The 19,152-nt window shown below is 67.8% G+C and carries 17 protein-coding genes; 5 read left to right on the top strand and 12 right to left on the bottom strand.

The window, feature by feature from the left end; all coding sequences use genetic code 11:
* Positions 1-60 precede the first annotated feature (60 nt).
* From ACAG20_RS09800 to ACAG20_RS09785, 4 genes are read right to left on the bottom strand one after another with little or no spacing between them, the layout of a single operon-like run.
* Positions 61-1,407: a DUF2254 domain-containing protein gene (locus ACAG20_RS09800; RefSeq protein WP_370492396.1), complete on the bottom strand. Its 1,347-nt coding sequence runs from the start codon at positions 1,405-1,407 to the stop codon at positions 61-63.
* Positions 1,407-1,895, bottom strand: coding sequence for a glutathione peroxidase (locus ACAG20_RS09795; RefSeq protein ID WP_013830504.1), 489 nt, complete (start codon positions 1,893-1,895; stop codon positions 1,407-1,409). Before ACAG20_RS09795 ends, ACAG20_RS09800 begins: the two co-directional genes overlap by 1 nt.
* Positions 1,896-1,936: 41 nt before the next feature.
* Complete coding sequence (locus tag ACAG20_RS09790) at positions 1,937-4,084, bottom strand: S9 family peptidase (RefSeq protein ID WP_370492395.1); 2,148 nt, start codon at positions 4,082-4,084, stop codon at positions 1,937-1,939.
* Complete coding sequence (locus ACAG20_RS09785) at positions 4,081-4,977, bottom strand: phosphoribosylaminoimidazolesuccinocarboxamide synthase (protein ID WP_370492394.1); 897 nt, start codon at positions 4,975-4,977, stop codon at positions 4,081-4,083. The genes ACAG20_RS09790 and ACAG20_RS09785 overlap by 4 nt, the downstream gene beginning before the upstream one ends.
* A 41-nt stretch (positions 4,978-5,018) precedes the next feature.
* Here ACAG20_RS09785 and ACAG20_RS09780 point away from each other — a divergent pair, with 41 nt between their 5' ends.
* Positions 5,019-5,657, top strand: a complete 639-nt coding sequence (locus ACAG20_RS09780; RefSeq protein WP_112686421.1) for a hypothetical protein — start codon at positions 5,019-5,021, stop codon at positions 5,655-5,657.
* Positions 5,658-5,666: 9 nt separating this feature from the next.
* Positions 5,667-6,053 carry a DUF6394 family protein gene (locus tag ACAG20_RS09775; protein ID WP_112686423.1) on the top strand — a complete coding sequence of 129 codons (387 nt, stop codon included), beginning with the start codon at positions 5,667-5,669 and terminating at the stop codon, positions 6,051-6,053.
* Here the strand turns inward: ACAG20_RS09775 and ACAG20_RS09770 are convergent.
* A complete protein-coding gene (locus tag ACAG20_RS09770) occupies positions 6,050-6,244 on the bottom strand; it encodes a hypothetical protein (protein WP_370492393.1) in 195 nt (64 codons plus the stop codon). The genes ACAG20_RS09775 and ACAG20_RS09770 overlap by 4 nt on opposite strands.
* A gap of 7 nt (positions 6,245-6,251) precedes the next feature.
* Between ACAG20_RS09770 and ACAG20_RS09765 the strand changes: the two genes are divergently transcribed.
* A complete protein-coding gene (locus ACAG20_RS09765) occupies positions 6,252-7,820 on the top strand; it encodes an NAD-binding protein (protein WP_370492392.1) in 1,569 nt (522 codons plus the stop codon).
* Here ACAG20_RS09765 and ACAG20_RS09760 read toward each other — a convergent pair.
* The 5 genes from ACAG20_RS09760 to ACAG20_RS09740 form a co-directional block, all read right to left on the bottom strand.
* A complete protein-coding gene (locus ACAG20_RS09760) occupies positions 7,780-8,760 on the bottom strand; it encodes a tellurite resistance/C4-dicarboxylate transporter family protein (protein WP_370492391.1) in 981 nt (326 codons plus the stop codon). The genes ACAG20_RS09765 and ACAG20_RS09760 overlap by 41 nt on opposite strands.
* Before the next feature lie 28 nt (positions 8,761-8,788).
* Positions 8,789-10,207, bottom strand: a complete 1,419-nt coding sequence (gene purB, locus ACAG20_RS09755) for an adenylosuccinate lyase (protein ID WP_370492390.1) — start codon at positions 10,205-10,207, stop codon at positions 8,789-8,791.
* Between the two features lie 43 nt (positions 10,208-10,250).
* Positions 10,251-11,672, bottom strand: a complete 1,422-nt coding sequence (pntB, locus tag ACAG20_RS09750) for a Re/Si-specific NAD(P)(+) transhydrogenase subunit beta (RefSeq protein WP_370492389.1) — start codon at positions 11,670-11,672, stop codon at positions 10,251-10,253.
* Between the two features lie 32 nt (positions 11,673-11,704).
* On the bottom strand, positions 11,705-13,228 hold the full coding sequence (locus ACAG20_RS09745) for a Re/Si-specific NAD(P)(+) transhydrogenase subunit alpha (protein WP_370492388.1): 1,524 nt from the start codon (positions 13,226-13,228) through the stop codon (positions 11,705-11,707).
* A 119-nt stretch (positions 13,229-13,347) separates the two neighbouring features.
* Positions 13,348-13,965, bottom strand: coding sequence for a TetR/AcrR family transcriptional regulator (locus tag ACAG20_RS09740; RefSeq protein WP_083037537.1), 618 nt, complete (start codon positions 13,963-13,965; stop codon positions 13,348-13,350).
* Between the two features lie 79 nt (positions 13,966-14,044).
* Here ACAG20_RS09740 and ACAG20_RS09735 point away from each other — a divergent pair, with 79 nt between their 5' ends.
* Entirely contained in the window at positions 14,045-14,881 is an 837-nt protein-coding gene (locus ACAG20_RS09735) for an alpha/beta hydrolase-fold protein (RefSeq protein ID WP_083037536.1), read from the top strand.
* A gap of 241 nt (positions 14,882-15,122) precedes the next feature.
* Positions 15,123-17,087: a hypothetical protein gene (locus ACAG20_RS09730; protein ID WP_133054413.1), complete on the top strand. Its 1,965-nt coding sequence runs from the start codon at positions 15,123-15,125 to the stop codon at positions 17,085-17,087.
* A gap of 49 nt (positions 17,088-17,136) precedes the next feature.
* Here the strand turns inward: ACAG20_RS09730 and ACAG20_RS09725 are convergent, their stop codons facing one another.
* Positions 17,137-17,709, bottom strand: coding sequence for a hypothetical protein (locus ACAG20_RS09725; protein WP_083037534.1), 573 nt, complete (start codon positions 17,707-17,709; stop codon positions 17,137-17,139).
* A 54-nt stretch (positions 17,710-17,763) separates the two neighbouring features.
* Positions 17,764-19,032: a phosphoribosylamine--glycine ligase gene (gene purD / locus ACAG20_RS09720; RefSeq protein WP_083037641.1), complete on the bottom strand. Its 1,269-nt coding sequence runs from the start codon at positions 19,030-19,032 to the stop codon at positions 17,764-17,766.
* Positions 19,033-19,152: the final 120 nt, after the last annotated feature.

Raw genomic sequence — 19,152 nt, 5'->3', positions numbered from 1 at the left:
CCATCATTGTGGCCGGTGCAGGTGACCGGCCGGTGACATCGGGGAAGACGCCAGCTGGCGCTACGGGTTCATCCGGCGGCGACGGCTGTGGTTGGCCGGGTCGGTGCTGTTGGCGGCGATCGCCCGCAAACGTGCCAGGTCGCGGGGATGCAGGTTCGGCATCTTGGCAAGCGAGTCCAGCAGCAGGTCGGCCTGCTCACGCAGCGCGGGAAGGTGCTCGGGATGGCCGGCCTCCTCGACATGACCGGCCAGCATTCGCAGCACCCGCAGGATCGCCGCCGCCACCATGGGCTGAGCCGGTGCGACCTGACGGAGCTGATCGAAGCCGTGTGCGATGTACTCCTTGGCGTTGAGGCCCCAGGGCCGCAGCAGTATCCGCCCTTCCGGGCCGGCGACCGCAACCAGCGGCAACGGCGCCACCAGCAGGCGGCGCAGCAGGCTGCCCACCCGCAGCGTCGCCTCCACCGCGGTAGTGGGGTCGTTGATCGCGGAGCTCAGCGCCCGTAGACCGATGTCGACGAGTTGGCGGAACGCGAAGTCGATGTCTTCCTGCATGGTGCGGCTGTCGCTGACAGCGATCGCCCTGGTCAGCTTCTGCCGCACCCGGTCCGGGTTGTCCGGCGCCGGCCAGATCGTGACCAGCGGCTGGCCCAGGTGGATGTAGGCGCCCACTCGGGTGTCCAACCGGATCTTGGTGTCCGGCGGGATGGCGGCCAACAGCCGCCGGGTGTCGACGCGGCTGATCCAGCCGTTGCCCGGCGAGGTCAGTCGCAGCGCGTCGCGCGGAGCGTCCATGTCCGTTTCCGGGGCGGGTAGCTCGTCGGCTGCGGCGGCCACGACGGTGTCGATCACCATCGAGCCCTCCGCTGCGATCTCCCGCACCACCTGACCGACCTCGAGCCGATGGGCCAGGTGGTCGATGTGGGCGATGATCGTGATCACCGTGACGATCGTCAGCACGACCGCGACCGTCACCGTCACCGGCGGCGCGCGGTGCGGCGAGGACCCGTCCAGATCCGGCAGGCTCAGCACGCAGTACACGAACGTCGCGACCAGCAGGCCGATCACGACCTGGCTGAGCCGATCCCGGATGAACCAGCGCATCACCCGCGGCGACAGCTGTGAACTGGCCAGCTGCAGGCTCACGATGGTCAGCGAGAAGATGACCCCCGCAGTGGTGATCGTGGCACCGGCGATGGTGGACAGTAGCCAGGTCGCCACACCGCTGTCCATCTTCAGCAGGAAGCGGGGCGACGGGCCGACGTGCCGATCGAGCACTCGGCTGCCGACGGCCAACAGCATGCCGCCGAACACGATCAGCAGCGGCAGCAGAAACAGGCTCTCGCGAAACCGGTAAGCCAGCGCCAACGCCCGCACACTCGGGAAGCGCTCCGAGCTGGGACGCATCAGCTTGGCAGGACCGCCTCGATGGCGGCGATCACCTCGGGCGCGTCGGGCACCGTGGTGGGCCGGAAGCGATTTGCCACCACCGTTCCCGGAGCGAGCAGAAACTTCTCGAAGTTCCATTGCACGTCGCCGGCGGTGCCATCGGCGTCGGCGGTCTTGGCCAGCTCGGCATACAGCGGGTGACGGTCGTCGCCGTTGACGTCGGTCTTGGCCAGCAGCGGAAACGTCACCCCGTAGGTGCTTGAGCAGAAGTTCTGGATCTCCTCGGCGGTCCCGGGCTCCTGACCCATGAACTGGTTGCAGGGCACCCCCAGCACCGTCAGACCGCGGTCGGCGTAGTCGCGGGCGAGCTTCTCCAGGGCGCTGTACTGGGGTGTGAGCCCGCATTTGGACGCGACGTTGACGACCAGGACCGCTCGATCGGCGTAGTCGGCCAGCGACGTGGACTGGCCGTCGAGGGTGGTCAGCGGGATATCGGCGAGGCTCATGGCCGCGAGGTTACCCGTTGCCGGTGGCGACTGCGATCAGCTCAGCCCGATCGGCGTTCGGCGGGAACGTCGCAGCCGGCCATGGCCAACAGCCAGGCATAGCAGAACGCGGTTTCCTTCCAGCGTTCGTAGCGCCCGGAGATGCCGCCGTGGCCGGCGCTCATCTGGGTTTTCAGCAGCACCTGGCCGGCGTCCGTCTTGTTGTGGCGCAGCGCCGCAACCCACTTGGCCGGCTCGACGTAGAACACCCTGGTGTCGTGCAGTGACGTCATCGCCAGGATGGGCGGGTAGTCCCGGGCCGTGACGTTCTCATACGGCGAATACGACTTCATGTAGAAGTAGACGTCCTTGTCGTCCAGCGGGTTTCCCCACTCATCCCACTCGGTGACCGTCAGCGGCAGCGACGGGTCCAGGATGGTGGTCAGCGGGTCGACGAACGGAACCTGGGCCACCACACCGGCGAACAGCTCCGGCGCCAGATTGGTGACCGCGCCCATCAACAGTCCGCCCGCACTGCCACCCATCGCCACCAGGTGCCCCGGTTCGCAGACCCCGGCCCCGAGCAGGTGGCGTGCCACGGCGACGAAGTCGGTGAAGCTGTTCTTCTTCTCCAGCAACTTGCCGTGCTCGTACCAGAGCCGGCCCAGCTCACCGCCGCCGCGGACGTGCGCGACGGCGAAGACCATGCCCCGGTCCAACAGCGACAGTCGGGCGATCGAGAACTGCGGGTCCTCACACATCTCGTAGGCGCCGTAGCCGTAGAGCAGCGTCGGTGCCGGTAGCTCGATGCCGGCCCGGTGCACGACCGAGACCGGGATGCGGGTGCCATCCTCGCCGTAGGCCCAGTCGCGGTACTCCACGTAGTCTTCGCGGCGGTAGTCCCCGAGCACCGGCTGTTCGCGTAGCAGTGTGCGTTCGCCGGTTGCGAGGTCGATGTCGTAGATGCGAACCGGCGTGATGAACGACGTCGCCCCCACCCGGAGTTTGGGGCAGTCCCAGTTCGGGTTGGCCGCCAGGCCGGCGGAGGTCAACTCGGTATCGAACGTGATCTCCTGCGGCGGTGCATAATCGCCGTTGCTGCTGATCGGCCACAGCTGCAGGCGCGGCAGCCCCTCGGCGCGGTAGCCGACGACGAGGTGGCGCGCGAAGGCATCCACTCCGTCGAGCCGGACGTCATCGGCTCCGGCGATCAGGATCTGTTGCGCGGCCGGATCCCCCGTCTCCGCCACCGGCACCTGCACCAGGGTGAAGTTGACCGCGCCGTCGTTGTGCAGAATGAGAAACCGGTCGCGGCCGTCGAGGATCGCGTGCTCCACCGAGTACTCGACGCCCTCGCGGCGGGGCAGCACCACGGTGAACTCCGCGTGCGGGTCGGCCGCGTCGGCGTAGCGCACCTCGGAGGTGATCGCCGAGCCGGCGGCGATCAACACGTAAGCGTCGCTGCGGGTGCGTCCGACCGACAGCCAGAACCGCTCGTCGTCCTCGTGGTAGACCTGCTCGGCGGGTTGACCGGTGCCGATACCGTAGCGCCACACCGTATCTGGGCGCCAAGCCGCATCGACGGTGACGTAGTAGACGGTGCGGCTGTCGGTCGCCCAGGTCACCCCCGCGCCGATTCCGGTGATCTCGTCGGGTAACAGTTCGCCGGTGGATAAGTCCTTGAATCGCAGCGTGTATCGCTCGTCGCCGACGACGTCGACAGAGTAAGCCAAGACGTTGCCGTCCGGACTGACACCGGCGGCGCCCAGTGCGAAGAAATCGTGGCCCTCGGCCTCGGCGTTCTGGTCCAGCATCACCTGCTCGCCGGGGATCTCGGTGGCCTCGTCGAGCCGAGGCGGTTCCCAATCGTCGGGCGAGCTGACGGGACAGCGGCATTGGACGCCGTATTGCTTGCCTTCGAAGGTGCGGGCGTAGTACCACCAGTCGCCGCGCCGGGTCGGCACCGACAGGTCGGTCTCCTTGGTGCGGGCCTTGATCTCATCGAAGACGCGCTGCCGCAACGGTTCCAGGTGCTCGGTGGCAGCGTCGGTGTAGGCGTTCTCGGCTTCAAGATGAGCGATCACCGAAGGATCGGATTTGTCGCGCAGCCATTCATAGGGGTCGACGAAGACGTCCCCATGGTGGGTGCGGGTGCTGTCCACCCGCTTGGCCGACGGGGGATCCGGCAGCGTTCGTGAAACGTCGGTCATGCCGCGGGGCCGACCCAGTCATCGAAGGACAGGCCCGAGATCCGTTCATAGGCCTCGATGTAGCGGGCGCGGGTGGCGGCGATGATCTCGTCCGGCAACGGCGGAGGCGGCTCGGCGCCGGCCCTGTCCCACCCGGAGTCCGGGCCGGTGAGCCAGTTGCGGACGAACTGCTTGTCGAAGCTTTCCTGGACGACCCCGGCCTGATAGTGATCGGCGGGCCAGTACCGCGACGAGTCGGGGGTGAACACCTCGTCGGCCAGCAGCAGGTTGCCGTGTTCGTCGACGCCGAACTCGAACTTGGTGTCGGCGATGATGATTCCCTTCGTCAGCGCATGGTCGGCCGCCTGCACATAGACCTGCAGGGTGCGGTCGCGCAGCTGGCCGGCCCGCACCGGACCCACCAGGTCGATCACCTGCGCGAACGAGATGTTCTCGTCGTGTTCGCCGATCTCGGCCTTGGTGGCGGGGGTGAACAGCGGGTTGGCGAACTTGCTGGCCTCCACCAGCCCCGGCGGCAGCGGGATACCGCAGACCGATCCACTGGCCTGGTAGTCCAGCAGGCCCGAGCCGGTCAGGTAGCCGCGCGCCACACACTCGATCGGCATCATCTGCAGTTCGCGCACCACCAGCGCCCGGCCCAGCACCTCGTCGGGGACACGCGGGTCGTCGGGCGGGCCCGCCAGGTGGTTGGGCGCGTCGACGAGATCGAAGAAGAAGACGCTCATCGCGGTGAGGATGCGCCCCTTGTCGGGAATCTGGCTGCCGAGGATGTAGTCGAACGCCGAGATCCTGTCGGTGGCGACGAACAACAGGTGGTGATCGTCGATTCGGTACAGTTCGCGGACTTTGCCGCTGGCCAGGTGCTGGTAGTCGGAGAGCGCGGGACGCGACATCAGGCCAGCCTAACGGCTGGTCATGTGCTGGGATCATCGACATGACGTCACGGTTGCTGCCCTACGCCACCTCTCCCGGCCGCCTGCTGGCCCAGCTGTTCAGCGACGCCGTCGTCGCGGTCTGGACCTTCCTGTGGGTGCTGGTCGCGCTGGCCGTCCATGGGGCCGTCGCCACCATCGCCGGGGTCGGACGGCAGTTCGAGCAAGGCGCCAACGGGGTGGCCGAGAGCCTGACCTCGGCGGGGCACAGCGCAGATCGCATTCCGCTGGTGGGCGATGCAGTGAGCAAGCCACTGACCGCGGCCGGCGAGGCGGCAGTCGACATCGCCGGCGCCGGCCATAACCTCAACACCACCGCCGGCTGGCTGGCCTACCTGCTGGCGATCGCGGTGGCGGCGCCACCGATCCTGGCGGTCGCGATGCCGTGGCTGGCGTTGCGGCTGCGCTTCTTCCTGCGCAAACGGGCGGTGCTGGCGCTGGCCGCGGCCCCGGCCGGTCAGCAGCTGATGGCGCTGCGGGCGCTGACCAACCAACCGCTGCGCAGGCTGACCATCGCCGGCAGCGATCCGGTGGGCGCCTGGCGGAACAATGATCCCCTCGTCATCAGCCGGCTGGCCGGTCTCGAACTCCGTTCTGCCGGACTGGCGCGACGCCACCAACCAGCCGCCACCGGCGGCTAGGCTGCCGGTGTGAACCTCGAGAAGGTGGTTTTCGGTTTCTTCGTACTGCTGGCCGCGACATTGAACTTCGGGTTCTTCGTCGGTGACGTCGGCGATCCGGTGATTCACAATCCGTGGGAGCTGTTCCTGGCGCTCATCGTGGCGCTCATCACCACCGTCCTGAAGTTCGGCGACCGCACCCAATTGGGTGCGGTCCACCTGTCCACCAGCCTCGTCGCGCTGCTCCAACTCGCCGCCGCGGCAGCAATGTGGGTCTACTACACCCACGTCTCGACCTTCGGACTGGACCGGCACGCGACCGCGAGCGTGGTATCCCTGTCGGGCGGAGCGCTGCTGGCCAACATCGTCTCGGTAACCCTGCTCGTGGTCGAAACCGCGTCGTTCCGGCGCCGCTAGCCCAGCCCCCGACAGCCGATGCCGAATTCGCCGCACCTGTTCTCGTTCTGGAACCGCCGGCGGGCGCGGCCACCACGCAGGCCGGTCCGGGTACCGACGACGGTGCCCACCAACGACGCCATCTTCTTGTTCATGCGGCGAATGCGCGCGCCGTTCATCGTCGTGATCACCACATTCAGCATCTGCAGCACCGGGCTGATGCTGATGCCTGGTGTCGATGCGCAGGGAAACCCCTACCGGCTCACCGTGTTCGACGCCTTCTACCAGATGACGATCACCTTGACCACGGTCGGCTACAGCGAAGTGCCACACGCGTTCAGCTACCCGCAGCGCATGTGGCTGTCCATGTCGATCTACCTGGTCGTGATCAGCTGGGCCTATGCCATCGGCGTCTTCTTCGCCCTGGTCAACGACTCCGCCTTCCAGGACGCACTGGCCGCCCAGCGTTTCCGCCGGCAGGTCCGCCGGCTGGTCGAGCCGTTCGTCATCGTGGCCGGCTACGGTCACGCCGGCCGGGCGGTCGGCGCCGAACTCGACGAGCACGGGCACCGGTTCGTCGTCATCGACAAGCAGGAGTCCCGGGTCCAGTCGGTGATCGCCGAGCAACTTAGTTTCGACGTCCCCGCCGTCGAAGGCGACTGCGCCATTCCGGCAATGCTCGGCATGGCCGGCCTCGCGCATCGCGACTGCGAAGGCGTGCTCGCCCTGACCGATGACGATGCCACCAATCTGGCGGTGGTGATGACCGTTGCGCTGCTGCGGCCCGAGGTGCCGGTGTTCGCCCGCTGCACCGACGGCCACGTCCAGGCTCAGATCGAGCACTTCTCACCGGCGGCGGTCATCAACGCCGACGACAGATTCGGCGAATACCTCGCGCTGTCGATTCACCGCCCGATCAACCATCAGTTGTTGCGCTGGCTGATGGACAACGACGAGGACGAGATGCCGACGCTGCGCCGGGGCCTGGCCGACGGCAGATGGGTGGTGTCCGCGGGCACCGGCTTCGGCCGCGACGTGGCCGCCGACCTCATTGCCAGCGGACTCAGTGTCGAACTCGTCAATCCGGCCGACGGTCCACCCGACATCTCCGGCGCGGTCGGGTTCATCGCCGGGACTCGCAATGACACCACCAACATCGCCCTGGCCGAGCAGGCCCGGTTGGCCAACCCCGATGTCTACCTGGTGGTCCGGCAGCAGCGAAACACCAAAAAGGCGCTGCTCGAGGCGTTACAGATCGATGAGGTGTACATCGCTACCGAGCTCATCGCCCGCGAGACGCTCGCCCGGATTCTCACGCCGGTGTTCTGGAGCTTCGTGGAGCACGCGTTCGGCCGTGACGAGCAGTGGGCCGGCGCGGTGCGCGACCACCTGACGGAGCGCTGCGGCCGGCACACTCCCAGCCGCGATGTCATCACGTTGACCGACGAGCACGCTCCTGCCATCACCGACTGGTTGCGACGCGGAATGACCTTGACCCTGGCGGATCTCCTGCGTCGGCCCGACGATCGCGAGGCCAGCTTGCCGCTGGCGGCCCTGGTGCTGGTCCATGGCGGTGAACACACTTTCATGCCGCCCGAGCAGACCGCCCTGGCCGTCGGCGATCAGGTGCTGCTGGTCGGAAAGCGAGACGGTCTGTCGCAAGTACGGGCGATCTGCCACGATCCGACGACGGTGGAGTACCTCTGCACCGGCCGCGACGTTCCGCTGACCTGGTTGTGGGCCTGGCTCACCGCTCGGCGCCGCGGCGCCGGCGCGCCTCGGGCGTAACCACCGGCAATCGCAGCAACCCCGCGACCGCCACAATCAGCCACGCTGTCAACGCATTCCAGAAGAACACCAGCGACACCGTCTGCATGGCCGGTGCCCGAAGTTCTGCGGCCATAGCCGCGGTGGCCACCGAGTACATCCCCAGCGGGAAGACCAGCGCCCACCATGCGCCGGTGAGTTGCAGCACCGCCGGGCGCCGGTTGATCCGGTGCAACACGAAGTAGACCAGCAGAGGGATCCAGAGGCTGGCCGCCACCCAGGTCACGACGGTGACGGCACGTACGGCCCCGGCCGGCCAGCCCACCGCCACGCCGTAAATGGTGTGACCGGCCAGGGTGGCGATGGCCAACGCCCCCATCAGAATCCAGTCGTCCGGTTCGAAGCCGTCCCGGTCCTTACGCTCGCGGACGGCGCGCCGCAGGATCAGCCAGGCCATCGCGACGTAGATCGCGATCGCCAGCAACCAGACCGCCATGGCCACCGCCGTCCAGCCGCGATCACCGGTGTGCCGGGCGACCTGAGCGGCGAGAATCGCCAGCCCCGATGTTCCGACGCTGGCCAGTTCCCAAGCGCCGTGGGCACTGCCGCGCAGCGCGACCCCACCACTGGCAGCCAGGTTGCGGCACGTCAAGGTCAGCAATACCAGCCACGCCGTCAGCGCAATCGCGCCCAGCATCCGCACCATCACCGGGTGGGCGACCAGCCGCGAATCCAGCACCGCGCACGCGGCGACGAACGTGAACAACCGCAGTGTCACGTCGGCGTCGCGAAAGTCCCAGCGGGTGACGGCGCGCGCTGCGGCTGCCGCCAACACCACCAGCAGGCCGGTTGCCAGCATCCCCAAAGTGTCTGAAAGCCACCAATATTGATGATTGCGGGCACCGATCGACAAGATGCCGGTGGCCATCACCACCGCGAAGACATCCGGCGCCAGGATCACCGCCGCAGTCTTACCGGGCTCATGCGGGTCAGAGGATCGCGCCCGGAGTGTAGGCGGTGGCCTGTGGGTACCGATCGGCCAATTCGGCGACCGCAGCCGCCACCTGGTCGACCTGGTCGGCGGCCGCCCCGGTGAACGCCTGCCGGTCGGCGACGGCGGCCTGAAGCGCGGCGCGGTCCAGCGGCAGTCGCTCGTCGGCGGCCAGCCGGTCCAGCAGGTCCGGCTCGGCGCCGCGTTCCCGCATGGCCAATGCGACGGCCACCGCGTGTTCCTTGATCACCTCGTGGGCGGCCTCCCGGCCCATCCCGGCACGCACCGCGGCGATCAGCACCTTGGTGGTGGCCAGGAACGGTAGATAGCGGTCCAGTTCCCGGGTGATCACCGCCGGGTAGGCGCCGAATTCGTCGAGCACGGTCAGGAAGGTCTCGGTCTGTCCGTCGATGGCGAAGAACGCATCCGGCAGCGCGACCCGGCGCACCACCGAACAGAAGACGTCGCCCTCATTCCACTGCGCGCCCGCCAGTTCGGCGGCCATCGACGCGTAGCCGCGCAGCACCACCTGCAGTCCGTTGACCCGCTCGCAGCTTCGGGTGTTCATCTTGTGCGGCATCGCCGAGGAGCCCACCTGGCCGGGCGCGAAGCCCTCGGTGACCAGTTCGTGGCCGGCCATCAACCGAACGCTGTGGGCCAGCGACGACGGACCGGCGCCCAGCTGCACCAGCGCGGACACCACATCGTGGTCCAGCGATCGCGGATAGACCTGGCCGACGCTGGTCAACACGGCGGAGAACCCCAGAAAATCTGCGATGCGGCGCTCCAAGTGGGCGAGCTTGGCGGTGTCGCCGTCGAACAGGTCGAGCATGTCCTGGGCGGTGCCCATCGGGCCTTTGATACCGCGCAGCGGATAGCGGTCGATCAGCTCCCGCACCCGGGTCAGCGCCATCAGCGTTTCCTCGGCGGCCGAGGCGAACCGCTTGCCCAGCGTGGTGGCCTGCGCGGCGACGTTGTGACTGCGGCCGGCCATCACCAGCTCGCGGTAGGCCACCGCGTGACTGACCAGCCGGGCGACCACCGCCAAGCCGTGGCTGAACACCAGCTCAAGCGATTGGCGGATCTGCAGCTGTTCGACGTTCTCGGTCAGGTCGCGGCTGGTCATGCCCTTGTGGACGTGCTCATGGCCGGCCAGCGCGTTGAACTCCTCGATGCGCGCCTTGACGTCGTGGCGGGTGATTCGCTCGCGGGCGGCGATCGAGTCGAGGTCGACATCCTCGAGCACGGCCTCGTAGTCGGCGATCGACTGTTCGGGCACCGCCACGCCGAGTTCGGCCTGAGCGCGTAGCACCGCCAGCCACAGTCGGCGTTCGGCGACGATCTTGGCCCGCGGCGACCAGATGTCGGTCATCGCGGCGCTGGCGTAGCGGGCGGCCAGCACGTTGGGGATGCTCATGAGCAGCTAGCTTACGGGGCCTTCGGCGGCTGCCGGTGGAGCGTCACAGCGCGTGCAGGATGTCCTCGACCCGGTCCTTGGCGTCACCGAAGAGCATCGCGGAGTTCTGCCGGAAGAACAGCGGGTTCTGCACGCCGGCATAGCCCGATGCCATGGAGCGCTTGAAGACGATCACGTTGTCGGCCTCCCACACCGTCAGCACCGGCATGCCGGCGATCGGGCTGCCCGGATCCTCGGCGGCGGCTGGGTTGACGGTGTCGTTGGCGCCGATGACCAGGACCACGGAGGTGTCGTCGAAGTCGTCGTTGATCTCGTCCATCTCCAGGACGATGTCGTAGGGCACCTTGGCCTCGGCGAGCAGCACGTTCATGTGGCCCGGCAGCCGGCCGGCGACGGGGTGGATGCCGAAGCGCACGTTGACGCCGCGCTCGCGCAGTTTGCGGGTCAGTTCGGCGACGCCGTACTGGGCCTGCGCGACGGCCATGCCGTAGCCCGGGGTGATTACCACCGAGTCGGCGCCGGCCAGCAGTTCGGCCACCCCTTCGGCGGTGATCTCACGGTGCTCGCCGTAATCGGTGTCGTCGGACGGACCGGCCTCGATGCCGAAGCCACCGGCGATCACCGAGATGAACGACCGGTTCATCGCCTTGCACATGATGTAGGACAGGTAGGCACCCGAGGAGCCGACCAGTGCACCGGTGATGATCAGCAGGTCGTTGGAGAGCAGGAAGCCCGATGCCGCGGCCGCCCAGCCGGAGTAGCTGTTGAGCATCGAGACCACCACCGGCATGTCGCCACCGCCGATGGAGGCCACCAGGTGCCAGCCCAGCGCCAGCGCCAGCACCGTGACCGCGATCAGCAGCCACAGCTGCGGCTCGTTGACGAACCACACCGTCAGCGCGAAGAACGCCACCAGGGCGCCGACGTTGAGGAAGTTCTTGCCGGGCAGCATCAACGGGTTGGACTTCATCCGCGCCGACAGCTTGAGGTTCGCCACGATGGAGCCGGTGAAGGTGACCGCACCGATGAACACGCCGATGAACACCTCGGCGGAGTGGATGCCCAGCAACCCCGAGGCCGCCAACTCTTGGGCGTCGGCACCCTGCATGTCGGCTTCGATGTGCAGGTAACCGTTCCAGCCGACCAGCACGGCGGCCAGACCGACGAACGAGTGCAGCAGCGCGATCAGCTCGGGCATGCCGGTCATCTCGACGACCTTGGCGCGCCACAGCCCGATCGCCGCGCCCACCACGGTCGCCCCGATCAGCAACGCCAGGCCGGCCGGCTGGATGCCGCGGTTGACCGCCAAGGCGATCGTCGCGGCCAGCGCCACCGTCATGCCGAGAATGCCGAAGCTGTTGCCGACCTTGGACGTTTCGTGCTTACTCAGCCCGGCCAGCGCCAGGATGAACAACAGCGCCGCGACGATGTATGCCGCCGAGGCGGCGGTGTCGATCGAGAACATAGGGGTCTACTCCAAATCGGGGTGCGCAGCGCCTAGCTGCGGGAGAACATGGCCAGCATCCGGCGGGTCACCGCGAAACCGCCGAAGACGTTGATGCTGGCCAGCAGGATCGCCGCGGTCGCCAGTGCCGTGATGACCGGATCGCCGTGCCCGATCTGCAGCAGCGCACCGACGACGATGATGCCCGAGATGGCGTTGGTCACCGACATCAGCGGCGTGTGCAGCGCGTGGTGCACATGCCCGATCACGTAATAACCGATCACGATCGCCAGCGCGAAGACCGTCAGGTGCACCTGCAGCGCCGCCGGCGCCAGCGCCACCAGCGCGAACAACACCGCCGCCGCGGCTACAACCAGACCCAGCCGCCGACCGGCCGTCATCGGCGCCTTCGACTCCTGTTCGACCACCGGGGCTTCGGCGGCCTTGGCGGGGGCGGCCGAGACCTGTACCGGCGGTGGCGGCCAGGTCGACTCGCCGTCGCGCACCACGGTCATCGACCGCTGCACCACGTCGTCGAAGTCCAGCACCAGCTGGCCGTCCTTGCCCGGCGTCAGCAACTTCATCAGGTTGACCAGGTTGGTGCCGTAGAGCTGCGAGGCCTGCGCGGGCAGCCGACCGGCGAGATCGGTGTAGCCGATGATCGTCACCCCGTTGTCGGTGACGACGGCCTGATCCTTCACCGTGCCCTCGACGTTGCCGCCGTTGGCTGCGGCCATATCCACGATCACGCTGCCCGGGCTCATCGAGGCGACCATGTCGGCGGTGATGATCCGCGGTGCCGGCTTACCGGGGATGAGCGCGGTGGTGATGATGATGTCGACGTCTTTGCACTGCTCGGCGTAGAGCTCGGCCTCGCGGGCCTTGTAGGAGTCGCCCATCTCCTTGGCATAGCCGGTTGCCGAGACCTCGGCCTCGGGGTCTTCGATCGACAGGTACTCGCCGCCCAGGGATTTCACCTGATCGGCGACCTCCGGCCGCGGATCGGTGGCCCGCACGATAGCCCCGAGACTGCCGGCTGCGCCGATCGCGGCCAGGCCGGCGACGCCGGCGCCCACCACCAGCACCTTGGCCGGTGGCACCTTTCCGGCGGCGGTCACCTGGCCGGTGAAGAAGCGACCGAACACATGGGCGGCCTCCACCACGGCGCGGTAGCCGGCGATGTTGGCCATCGAGCTCAGCACGTCCAGCGACTGCGCGCGCGAGATCCGGGGTACCGCGTCCATCGACAGTGCCGTGATCGGCCGGCGGGCCAGATCCTCCACCCGATCCGGGTTCAGTGCCGGTGCCAGCAGGCTGATCAGCGTCGCGCCCGGCTTCATGGCGTCGAGCTGCTCGGTCGCGGGGGCGTTGACGCCGAAGACGATGTCAGCGGCACGGGCGTCGCCGATCGTGGCGCCGGCTTCCACGTAGGCGGCGTCGGTGAACGACGACGCCTCTCCCGCACCGGCGTCCACCACCACCTCGTAGCCGAGCTTGATCAGCTGCCCAACCGTGGTTGGCGTCGCCGACACGCGCGTCTCACCGGGCTGCGCCTCGGATAGGACACCGATATTCATGACGTAGCTCTCCGCATTCGCTTCTCGTAGGCGTTTCTTGGGCGTCTTGGCACCCCCCGGTTACCCGCCAGTAGCAAAGTAGCGACAAAGGGGTCGAGGCAGCATACCGTGTGAGCTTCTCAGGCTGACACCGCGCGCTGGTCCAGCGGCGCGAGCAGGTCGATGACGTCGATCACCGCCGCCCGGGCAACGGCCCGCGGTCCCTGGCGGTCGTCGACCAGGGCCGCCATCACCGCCCCATCGACCATGCAGACCAGCGCATGCGCCATCTCCACCCGGGCGATCCGCCCGGAACGCTCGACGGCTTCGGCGACGGCATCGGACCGTTGGTGCAGGATGCGGCGCTGGATTTCGCGGAGGGCGGGCTGCCGGGCGCAGACGATGGACCGCTCATACCGCGAGATGAGCTGTTCGGTGACCTGCGAGCCGTTCTCCTCACCCACCAGCAGATCCACCAGCATGTCGGCCGTCGTTTCGGCGCTGCGCCGGCGCCGGGACAGGCCGGCGATGCGGGCCCGCAGCTGAGCGACCTCCAACATTCCGATGTGTTCCACCGCGCTGGCGATCAGGTCCTCCAGCGACGAGAAGTAATAGGTGGTCGACGCCAGCGGCAGGCCGGCCCGCTGCGCCACCGCGCGGTGTCGCACCGCTTCGAACCCACCCTCACGCAGTAGCTCGGCGGCAGCGCTGATCAGCGCATACCGTCGGCGTTCGCCCTTGGGCGTGACCGCTGTCATCACGCCTAGAGATGCTGCCAGCAGAGCTATCGCCGCATCATGGGTTTGCGTCTTTTCGGACAAACCGCGCTCCGCTGGCATGATGGCCGCCATGCCCGGGTTGAGCCGACGAGCGGCGTTGCGACTCGGGGCCACCGTGGGCGCGGCGGGCGCGTTGGGCGTGAGTTCGTTGATCGGCGTCCGGCCCGCGCGGGCCACCCCGACGCTGCCCACCATGACGACCGGTTCGTTCGCCTCGGCCGCGCGCGGCGGGATCTCGACCAATTGGGCGATCGCCCGGCCGCCGGGACAGACCGAGTCACTGCGCCCGCTGATCGCGTTGCACGGCAAAGGCAGCGACGCGGCGACGGTGATGGCCGGCGGAGTGGAACAGGGCCTCGCCGAGGCGGTCGCCGCCGGCCTGCCCCCGTTCGCGGTGGTGGCCGTCGACGGCGGCGGCAGTTACTGGCACCGGCGCACCTCCGGGGAGGACTCCGGCGCGATGGTGACCGACGAGTTGCTGCCGCTGCTGACAGACCAGGGACTGGACACTTCTCGCGTGGCGTTCATCGGCTGGTCGATGGGTGGCTACGGCGCGCTGCTGCTCGGGGGCCGCCTCGGTCCGCGCCGAACCGCGGCGATCTGCGCGGTGAGCCCTGCGCTGTGGCTGTCGCCCGGTGCGACGGCGCCGGGCGCGTTCGACGGCGTGGCGGACTTCGCGGCGAACTCCGTCTTCGGGATGCCGGCCCTGGGATCGATCCCGATCCGGGTGGATTGCGGCGACTCCGACCCCTTTTACTCGGCGACCCGGGCTTTCATCGACCAGCTGCCCAATCCCCCCGCCGGCGGCTTCTCCCCCGGCGGGCATGACGGGTCCTACTGGAGCTCGCAGCTCCCGGCCGAGCTGACCTGGGTAGCCCCGCTCTTGACTGCTTAGTCAATTCCTCAGCCCCAACCTGGGATAGCGAGACCGACGTATCCTCGCAGCCCGGCCGCACCCATTACCGCAAATATGTGTCTACGTCCGAGATTCCCTCGTTTTGTCCGCTAAACCAGCCGAAATTTCCCGCATCATGGCCCGAATTGCCCTTGTGTGACAAAGAACACTCCGAGTAATTTTTCTAAACGTACTCATAGGTAACTCGACTATTCCTGAGCCCGACAGATGGGAACTCCCGATGACGAATCGAATCCGGATGGCCGCTGCTGTCGCCGCAGCCGGCGGCGGAATTCTGACCGCGGCGTTTCTGCAGGCGGCCACGGCTGTCGCAGACAGCGGATCCGAGACCGGCTTCACTATCGGCGATATCAGCTTCACCGACCCGGTGGCGATCGACGCTCTGACCGGCACGCAGACCGATGGCTATGAAGCTCTCACCCCGATGTTCGCCAATTCCCCGCTGCTGTCGCTCGGCAGCGACAGCCTGCTGGGTCTCTTCAGCCTCGGGTCGCAGCAGTTCACCATCGAGGACAGCAGCGGCGAAACGCTCGGCACACTTCTGACCTCGACCAACGTTCAGAATCTCCTGGGCATCGTCACCGCGCAGTTCACCGTCACCAGCAGCACTGCGGCCGACGGCCTGACCGCCGCGCAAGCCGCCGAGCTGCCCACCGACGGCACGGTGTACAGCATCACCAACCTCGGCGGCGGCTTCGCGAACGTCTACGTGGCCGTGCCCAACGCCGACGGCACGGCCGCGTCCAGCATCACCAACACGTTCGTCACCCCGTTCGGCAACTTCGACCTACCGACCCCCTATGACGCCATCGCACCGCTGGACCCGGGCGTCCCTCTGGAAGCCCTGGGGAACGCATCCGGCATCAGCGGTCTCAGCGACAACGCGTTCACCATCGGGGACACCACCTTCGACCCGGGCAGCGACGGCATCGACATCCCTATGCCGTTGTCCTTGTCCAGCTTCGCGCCGCTGCTGCGTTTGGAAGCCAGCGCCCTCAATATCTCCGGTAGCGGCCTGGAAGGCACCCAGGCGGAGCAGGAATTCACGGTGTACGCCGACGGTACCGACGCTGGCACCGTCCACACCTTCCTCTGGTACTCCGACGTGCTCGGGATCGACAGCACCCAGTTCACCGTCGGCGCCATCGACCCGGCCACCTCCACGCTCGAAAGCGCCCTAGCCGCCGACCTCGACTTCAGCAGCGCCGATTTCACCGCAGCAGAGCTGGCGAATGCCCTGGCCGCCAATAGCGACATCCTGCACTATGGCAGCGGTGACATCACCAGCAATGATGTTCTCATCTCGCTTCTTCCCAGCGATCTCAACCTCGCCGGCAGCGACATCACCAACGATGACATCGCCAGCGTGCTCAACAACATCAGCCTTGCGGGACTGCCCACCGTCGGGACGGTCTACAGCGTCACCGATTTCGGTGGTGGTTTTGCAAACGTCTACGAAGCCACCCCGGGAACCGGCGGCGGGTCGGCCAGCATCACCAACACCCTGGTAACCCCGTTCGGTAACCTCAACCTACCGACGACCTTTGACGCGACCGCACCGCTGGACCCAGCTGCGCCGTTGGGTGCGCTCGCCGCGACATCTGACAGCGCCGCCCTCAGTGACAACGCGTTCACCATCGGCGGTACCACCTTCGACCCGGGCGCAGACGGGTTCAGCACCGACGCCAGCTATCCGCTGTTCGGTATCGCACCGCTGCTGCAGATTTCCGGCGTCAACGCGCTCGGGGCCTTCCTGCCTACCCAGGACGGCATCTCCGTGTACGACGACAGTGGTGCCACGCTGGGCACGGTCAGTTTCGGCGAGAACATGTCGAACATTCTCGGGATCGAGACCACTCAGTTCACCGTTACCTCGGTCGACGCCGCTTCCGGTCTGACCGACGCCCAGCTTGCGGACCTGCCGACACTGGGCACGGTCTACAGCGTCACCGACCTCTGGGGCTTCACCAACGTCTACGAGGCCATCCCGAACGCCGACGGGACGGCGGCCGCCAGCATCACCGACACCTTGATCACCCCGTTCGGCAACATCGACCTGTCGGGCATGTTCAGCATGTTCGACGCTATCGCGCCGCTTGACGCCGGCGATGCCGTGTCGGGCATCGACGACGCGACGTCAGCGGTCGTATCGGCTTGGGATCCGCTGGCGTTCTTGGGTTTCTGAGCTAGGGCCGGCTGATCGGACCCGGCAGAGTCCGGTCAGCCGGCTGCGGTTACTGGCAGAGCTTGCCCAATGCCGCGATGCGCGCGTCAAGATCGCGCCCCAGCTGCTCCCGTTCTGAATTCGGTTGCCCGACTAGGTAACTGAGGTTCAGATGCTCAAGCTCGCCGGCCATCGCGCGGGCCGCTTCCGCGATATCCTGTGAAACGGCGGCCTTCTCTTCAACGCGACCCCGCAGGTATGCGGCACCCGCCGTCAGGGACAGCCTCGCGTTGGCGGCCACCGCAAGCTGGGCAACCGGGTTCTCGGGATCCGGGTTCTTCAGGTGCATGTTGTTGGCCACCGCCTGGCGCGCGAGCACTGCCGCAGCACACACATCTTTCTTCGCGTCGGCAACCTGCTGATCCGAGAAATTGGCCGACGTCGCGGATGCCGGGAGCCACCAGGCAACCGCCGCGCCGGCCAAGGCTCCGGCGACGAGCGCAATCGCCGCCGCGAGAAGCAGGGGCCCCTGAGCTGATTTCACCGGCGCTTGGGCCGCCGGTCGTTTCGCAGCCGCAGGCTGCTCCGATGGGTGATCCTCGTCGGCCGACTCAGCAGCGTCCAGCTCGGTTTCGTCAGACATACTGGGTAACTGTACCGGCGCCCTCGCCGAGCCGACCGAGGATGTTGGGCTCGGCTAGATCCGAATCTTGTCCTCGGCGGCCGCCAAGCCGATATCGGTGCGGAAGTGGCTACCGGGCAAGCGGATCGAACCGAGGGTCCGGTAGGCGGCCGCGCGGGCCGCGGCCAAGTCGTCGCCGACACCCACCACCGATAGCACCCGGCCACCGGAGGACACCACCGCCCCGTCCTCGCGGAGCACGGTGCCGGCGTGCAGCACGGCCTCACCCTCGGCGCCCACGATCACGTCCCCGACGCGGGGCCGGCCGGGATAGTTCTCCGCGGCCAGCACCACCGTCACCGCCGAGCTGTCCCGCCAGCGCAGCGCACCGAACTCGCTGAGCCCACCGGTGGCGGCGGCGTGCAGCAGCTGCCCGAGCGGCGACTCCAGGAGCGCCAGTACCGCTTGGGTCTCCGGATCCCCAAAGCGGCAGTTGAATTCGACGACAGCCGGCCCGGTCGAAGTCATCGCCACTCCGGCGTAGAGCAGCCCGGCGAACCGGCTGCCGCGGCGCACCAGTTCGGCGGCGACCGGCTTGACGATGTCGGCGACGATCCCCGCCGCAGCCTCTCGGGACAGCCAGGGCAGCGGGGCATAGGCACCCATGCCGCCGGTGTTGGGGCCGGCATCACCGTCACCGACCCGTTTGAAATCCTGCGCCGGCAGTAACGGAACCACCGTGTCGCCGTCGACGACACAGAACAATGACAGCTCGGGGCCATCCAAAAACGATTCCAACAGCACCGGATGTCCGGCGTCGAGCAGTCCGGCGGCATGCGCCCGGGCCACTGCGCGGTCCGGCGTCACCACCACTCCCTTGCCGGCGGCCAGCCCGTCGTCCTTGACCACCCAGGCCGCCTCGCCGGCATCCGGGCCGAACCGGCTCAGGGCAGCGTCCAGGTCGGCCGGGCTGTCGACGATCTCCGAGCGGGCGGTGCGCACCCCAGCCGCGGCCATCACGTCCTTGGCGAACGCCTTGGAGCCTTCGATGCGCGCGGCGTCCCGGGACGGCCCGAAGCAGGCGATGCCCGCGGCCCGCACCGCGTCGGCAACGCCCAACACCAAGGGCACCTCGGGCCCGATCACCACCAGGTCAGCAGCGACGTCACGGGCCAGGGCGGCGACCGCCGGACCGGAGGTGATGTCGACCTCGCGTTGTTCGGCGACCGCTGCGGTGCCGGCGTTGCCCGGTGCGATCACCAGGTGATCGACTTTCGGGTCGTTGCGAAGGGCCATGAGGAGCGCATGTTCCCGGGCGCCGGAACCGATCACCAGGACGCGCATCGGCGCCACTCCTCTCTCATTTCCCCTCGCATCGTCGTCGGCGGGGCGCGAGACCAAGGATATATAGCAAGACCGCCCGGTACGCGGCGACGGGCCTACGTGACCGCCCCCCCGGAGGGC

It is taken from the genome of Mycobacterium sp. pW045 (assembly GCF_041287085.1).
In the GTDB taxonomy this organism is placed as follows: Bacteria; Actinomycetota; Actinomycetes; order Mycobacteriales; family Mycobacteriaceae; genus Mycobacterium; species Mycobacterium algericum_A.
Note: the sequence above shows the minus strand (reverse complement) of the source record. Positions and strands in the feature narration are given on the sequence as shown.

What these genes read in the sequence shown, in the direction of transcription:
- ACAG20_RS09800 (WP_370492396.1), bottom strand. Translation starts at nt 1,407, where the DNA reads ATGCGTCCCAGCTCGGAGCGCTTCCCGAGTGTGCGGGCGTTGGCGCTG.
- ACAG20_RS09795 (WP_013830504.1), bottom strand. Translation starts at nt 1,895, where the DNA reads ATGAGCCTCGCCGATATCCCGCTGACCACCCTCGACGGCCAGTCCACG.
- ACAG20_RS09790 (WP_370492395.1), bottom strand. Translation starts at nt 4,084, where the DNA reads ATGACCGACGTTTCACGAACGCTGCCGGATCCCCCGTCGGCCAAGCGG.
- ACAG20_RS09785 (WP_370492394.1), bottom strand. Translation starts at nt 4,977, where the DNA reads ATGTCGCGTCCCGCGCTCTCCGACTACCAGCACCTGGCCAGCGGCAAA.
- ACAG20_RS09780 (WP_112686421.1), top strand. Translation starts at nt 5,019, where the DNA reads ATGACGTCACGGTTGCTGCCCTACGCCACCTCTCCCGGCCGCCTGCTG.
- ACAG20_RS09765 (WP_370492392.1), top strand. Translation starts at nt 6,252, where the DNA reads ATGCTGATGCCTGGTGTCGATGCGCAGGGAAACCCCTACCGGCTCACC.
- purB (WP_370492390.1), bottom strand. Translation starts at nt 10,207, where the DNA reads ATGAGCATCCCCAACGTGCTGGCCGCCCGCTACGCCAGCGCCGCGATG.
- pntB (WP_370492389.1), bottom strand. Translation starts at nt 11,672, where the DNA reads ATGTTCTCGATCGACACCGCCGCCTCGGCGGCATACATCGTCGCGGCG.
- ACAG20_RS09745 (WP_370492388.1), bottom strand. Translation starts at nt 13,228, where the DNA reads ATGAATATCGGTGTCCTATCCGAGGCGCAGCCCGGTGAGACGCGCGTG.
- ACAG20_RS09740 (WP_083037537.1), bottom strand. Translation starts at nt 13,965, where the DNA reads ATGACAGCGGTCACGCCCAAGGGCGAACGCCGACGGTATGCGCTGATC.
- ACAG20_RS09735 (WP_083037536.1), top strand. Translation starts at nt 14,045, where the DNA reads ATGATGGCCGCCATGCCCGGGTTGAGCCGACGAGCGGCGTTGCGACTC.
- ACAG20_RS09730 (WP_133054413.1), top strand. Translation starts at nt 15,123, where the DNA reads ATGACGAATCGAATCCGGATGGCCGCTGCTGTCGCCGCAGCCGGCGGC.
- ACAG20_RS09725 (WP_083037534.1), bottom strand. Translation starts at nt 17,709, where the DNA reads ATGTCTGACGAAACCGAGCTGGACGCTGCTGAGTCGGCCGACGAGGAT.
- purD (WP_083037641.1), bottom strand. Translation starts at nt 19,032, where the DNA reads ATGCGCGTCCTGGTGATCGGTTCCGGCGCCCGGGAACATGCGCTCCTC.